Source organism: Mesorhizobium sp. M1A.F.Ca.IN.020.06.1.1 (genome assembly GCF_004023265.1).
In the GTDB taxonomy this organism is placed as follows: domain Bacteria; phylum Pseudomonadota; class Alphaproteobacteria; order Rhizobiales; family Rhizobiaceae; genus Mesorhizobium.
Map to the genome: position 1 here is coordinate 1 of NZ_RZSR01000557.1, position 4,013 is coordinate 4,013.

Sequence of the window (4,013 nt, forward strand, 5' to 3'; positions counted from 1 at the left end):
GCCCGGCCCCCCGCCGATGAAGGGACGTGCTCGGCGGGCGGGCACTGCGGCGATCGTCAGAGGGCGTCAGCTCAGCAGCATTGCGGCAAGCGGCGAAGACGATGCGCGCTCCAAAAGCAGGCGCAACAAGCCAGCGCGCCTCGTACACGCTGCCGGCCATTAGCTACTCCTGATCATCGTTCCGCGAGGGAACGGAATCGGCCTCGGCTGGGTTCCTCAGGCGTAGGTCCTTTGGCGGGCCGGAATTAAGACCTATGGCAAGGGGTCTGCGTGAAGTCTTGCGATCCTGGCGGAAAAGGTGCAAGGGTCAAAATGGGTAGAGCAATGGGCGAGATCGTCGAAGAGCCTAACTGGTCGCGGCGCTCGGTTGGGCAAATGTATTTTCCGCAGTTTCTTGTGGGAATGACGGCAACGCTTCTGGTGGTTCTCGGCTGGACCTTCATGTCCACCGGGTCCGTCTGGCAGTCGCTTGGCTGGACGTTCCTGGCGGGCGTGGTGCTGCAGGCAGGCTACTTCGTGGCCGTGCTGTGGCTCGTGCAAGCCGAAGGCCGGGCCACGGACGAGAGCAAGGCGAGCGACGCCGGCGCCCCCGCCAAGCTGCCCGGTCCCTTCGAGCGCGACGGCATCGTCCACGCGCTGATCTCGCGGCTGTTCCCGAGGCTGCTGCCGTAAGGCGGCTCAGCGTCCGGCCGAAGCCCCAACGCCGTCATCGTTGGGCGTAGCGACGCGAAGCGGAGCAAAGACCCGAGAACCCACGCTGTGACCTCGTCGAGGAACGCAGCGCGGCAGAATCCTGCATCGTCGTAACGCTCTGAGCTTACGGCCTGCAGTTTGCGCCGCGTCGCTTCGCTCCCTGCTCCGCCACACAGGACACGAAGAGGCGCTTCGGCCGATCTTGGCCGCGTGCGATCGAGCAATTGAGCGCGTCGCACTAGGCCGGTTCAGGCGACGCGCTGTTGGGTGCACCGTTACTGCGCCGGAGCGACCGTGGCCGAGCGCACCGTCTCTGCGGACGAGAAGACGATGAAGGCAAAGGTCAGCACCGCGGCGGCGACGATCAGCGAGCCGATCGCCACGACCGGCTCGATCTCCGGATGGCCTGCGGCCAGCATCCAGTAGAGCGCCGGCAGCATGATCACGAGGCCAACCGTGTAGAGACCGTAGTGGATCATGGCGATGCGGCGCTCGGCCTTGGCCGGATTGAGCGCGTAGTAACCGCCGAAGATCGCGCTGGTCACCCAGCCGAGAAGGTTGATGTGGGCGTGCGCCGGGAAGGCGCCGTGGTCGCCCGAAATCGCCATCTGCAGCCCGGCGGCTATGCCCAGGATGAGAAAGACGATGGCCGTCTTGAAGAAAAGCTCCGAAACCCGTGGCATTTTGTTGTCCTCCCAATGCCCTGTGAAATCCCTCACCCGCTAAGTCTACACACCGCAATGCATATTAGCCACACGACAGCGACGTTTTGGTGTGCATTGCGCACAGCGTCAGGCGAGGCAAAAAGACTCGCAATGTCGGCGGCGGCGGGGCAGCGCTCCCGGGCCTGCAGTTGTTTTCCCCAATGCAGGGCGGCTCGCAAAAGAAATTGCCCGTTCCCATTCCAACGCCGGCTTTTATATCGTAGTACGACATTCACAGCGAGATCTCGGGGGTGGCAACCGGGGGCCGGGAGCTGACCACGCAGCTCCCGGTCAAACTCGTTTTCGGCGCGCCGATTTTCGACTACCCGGTCTGCGTCACCGCCGTCGGTTCTGCCACCGTTTCAAACACGTGGCACAACGCCGACCAAAACCGACGAAAGGCTTCCAGCGGTGCGGACGCCGAGGGATTTTTAGCTATTCCTTAACTAATGTTATTCGGTCGGTACACCCCCGCATGTTAACCTTCGGACGCGGGTAGAAGCCGTCTGACCACCTCGGCTTTTGCTACTTTTGGGCTCGCCTCAAGGGCGAGCCTTTTTTTGAACTCCGCCTGTGCCTCGGCGTGGGGTTTCTGCTCGCCGCAACCAGAATTCCCCCTGGCCTCACTTGGTCTGTTGCCGTGTGCGAATGCATTGCCGTCAAGCCAAACAAAAATGCCGCCGGGTCGCCCCGGCGGCATGCATGCACTCCACTGCGGCAGGTTCGCCGCGTGTGCCTTATGGCGTGGACGTCGCCGCGGCCGCCTGGTCGATCTTGTCGGCCAGCACGTCCTTGGCCCAGTCCGTCACCTCCTGATCGACCGGCTTGTTGGCCATGTCCTGCAGGGCGGCGTCGAGCGTGGCGTCATCGGGGGCAGGGTTAGCGGTCACCGCAGCCTGGGCATCCGTGACCGCCTGGGTGTCAGCGGCGATCGCGGCGTTCTGGGCGTCGATCTGCGCCTGAACGTCGGCAACCTGCGCATCGAAAGCCGCCTTTTCCTCGGCCGTCATGTTGGTCGTGTCTGTTGCATTGAGGTCGGCGAGCTGTTGGGTGAGCGTGCCGAGCTGGGCCTGGTCGGCGGCCAGCTTCGCGTTTGCCGCGTCAAGCTTGGCCTGCGCGTTCTGGGCTACGGCGGCCTGGGTCACATAAGCCTGAATGCCCGCGAACTTCTTGCTCTTGGAATTCATGTAGGCATTGATGTTGCGCTGGAGCGAGTTCAGCCGGCCGAGCTTGGCATGGATGTTCTTCTCCTTCGGGGTGGCGGCCGTAGTGGTATCGTCCGTCGTGTCGTCATCGGTTGCATCGTCGACCTGCGACTTGGCGGCCTTTGCCGATGCCGACTTGCCGTGCGAGGCGCCGCTGTTGCTGCTTTGGCCCTTGCCGCCGCCGTTGCCACCGCCGTTGCCATTACCGCCGCCATTGCCGTTACCGCCGCCATTGCCGTTGCCGCCGCCATGGCTGCCGCCATTGCCGTTGCCACCGCCATTGCCGCCGGCTCCGGCGAGTGCGGGAGCAGCCGCGAGCGCCAGAATGGCAAGCGAAGCCAAAAGTGTTTTCCGGATTGTCATCATGTTTCTCCGCAGGTGAATCGCCACCAATGCCCAACCGCTAGATCGCGTCATATGAGATTTCCCTAACGGCTTGGAGTAACTTTTAAACAAATTCGGTGGCGGCAAGAGAGTATCCCGAGAAGCAGCTCCGGAAATCCTGCTGAACACCTGTTAACTTGCTGAAATTATTGCGTAAATAAATGGGCTAAGGCCAGGTCCGCCCTCTGGAACAATGAAGGCCCACCTCCCGTCGGACCATGGGCCCAACGCTATGCGGCCAGCGTCCGTCGAGGAGTACAAGACGCCTGTTTATAAAGGCGATTTTCGGACGTGCGCGGCATCGTTTCGGGCAACCCGCGGGAGCGGTGATGCCACCAGCGCTTGGGGCGCGCTACCGAGGTGTTCTTATCCCGCTTTGCGGCCAATCCCAGATATATACTTATATATTCTTCCTCGGCATGCCCTGAAGCGTGTCGCAATCTTTCGGCCCACACAGCTTGTTAAGCTTAGCCCTGGCTTTGACCCGAAACGAAGTCCCACTTTGGGGAGACGTGCTTCAGCTGTTGATCAGCGGCACGGTGACAGTGGTCGAGTAATTGATCGGAAAATCGCTGAAATAGGGAAAGTTGATGACGAAGGCATAGCTGGCGCTGACATGCGCCATCTTGAAGCCGCCGCTCGGCGGGTCGGTGGTGATCGTAACTGTCACGTTCTGCAAGCCAAGCGCCTGTAGTTTCTGCGTCGCGATCGCCTGGATCTGAGCCTGGGTCATCGTCCTGTCAAGCTGCAGCGAGCGCGCCGAGGCCTCGAGCGCATAGCGCACGCTGGACTCGTTGTTCATCGACCAGCCGAAGGCGAAGATGCCGAACAGAAGCATGATCAGGAAAGGCACGATCAGCGCGAACTCGATCGCGGCGCCGCCAGAGGCGTTGCTGGCAAACAGCCTGGTTTTTTGCTTAGCGGACACGGACCACCTGCTGATGGCTGAGCGCGCTATTGCCCGGGAAGACGCCGAAGGTGAACGGCGGAACCCAGGTGCCCGACGCCTGGATCTGGACATAGATGG

General features: G+C 62.0%; 4 protein-coding genes. 1 reads left to right on the forward strand and 3 read right to left on the reverse strand.

The features are described from left to right. Positions 1-324 precede the first annotated feature (324 nt). Positions 325-672 carry a hypothetical protein gene (locus tag EOA60_RS22170; protein WP_245322364.1) on the forward strand — a complete coding sequence of 116 codons (348 nt, stop codon included), beginning with the start codon at positions 325-327 and terminating at the stop codon, positions 670-672. A gap of 296 nt (positions 673-968) precedes the next feature. On the opposite strand, the gene EOA60_RS22175 is transcribed toward EOA60_RS22170, so the two are convergent. The 3 genes from EOA60_RS22175 to EOA60_RS22190 form a co-directional block, all read right to left on the reverse strand. Continuing rightward, on the reverse strand, positions 969-1,376 hold the full coding sequence (locus EOA60_RS22175) for a hypothetical protein (RefSeq protein WP_095824576.1): 408 nt from the start codon (positions 1,374-1,376) through the stop codon (positions 969-971). Positions 1,377-2,134: 758 nt separating this feature from the next. After that, positions 2,135-3,073: a hypothetical protein gene (locus EOA60_RS37725; protein WP_164896086.1), complete on the reverse strand. Its 939-nt coding sequence runs from the start codon at positions 3,071-3,073 to the stop codon at positions 2,135-2,137. A gap of 430 nt (positions 3,074-3,503) precedes the next feature. After that, the gene (locus EOA60_RS22190) at positions 3,504-3,914 is read right to left on the reverse strand and encodes a TadE/TadG family type IV pilus assembly protein (protein ID WP_067321690.1); all 411 of its coding nucleotides are present in this window, start codon (positions 3,912-3,914) and stop codon (positions 3,504-3,506) included. Between the last annotated feature and the right edge of the window lie 99 nt (positions 3,915-4,013).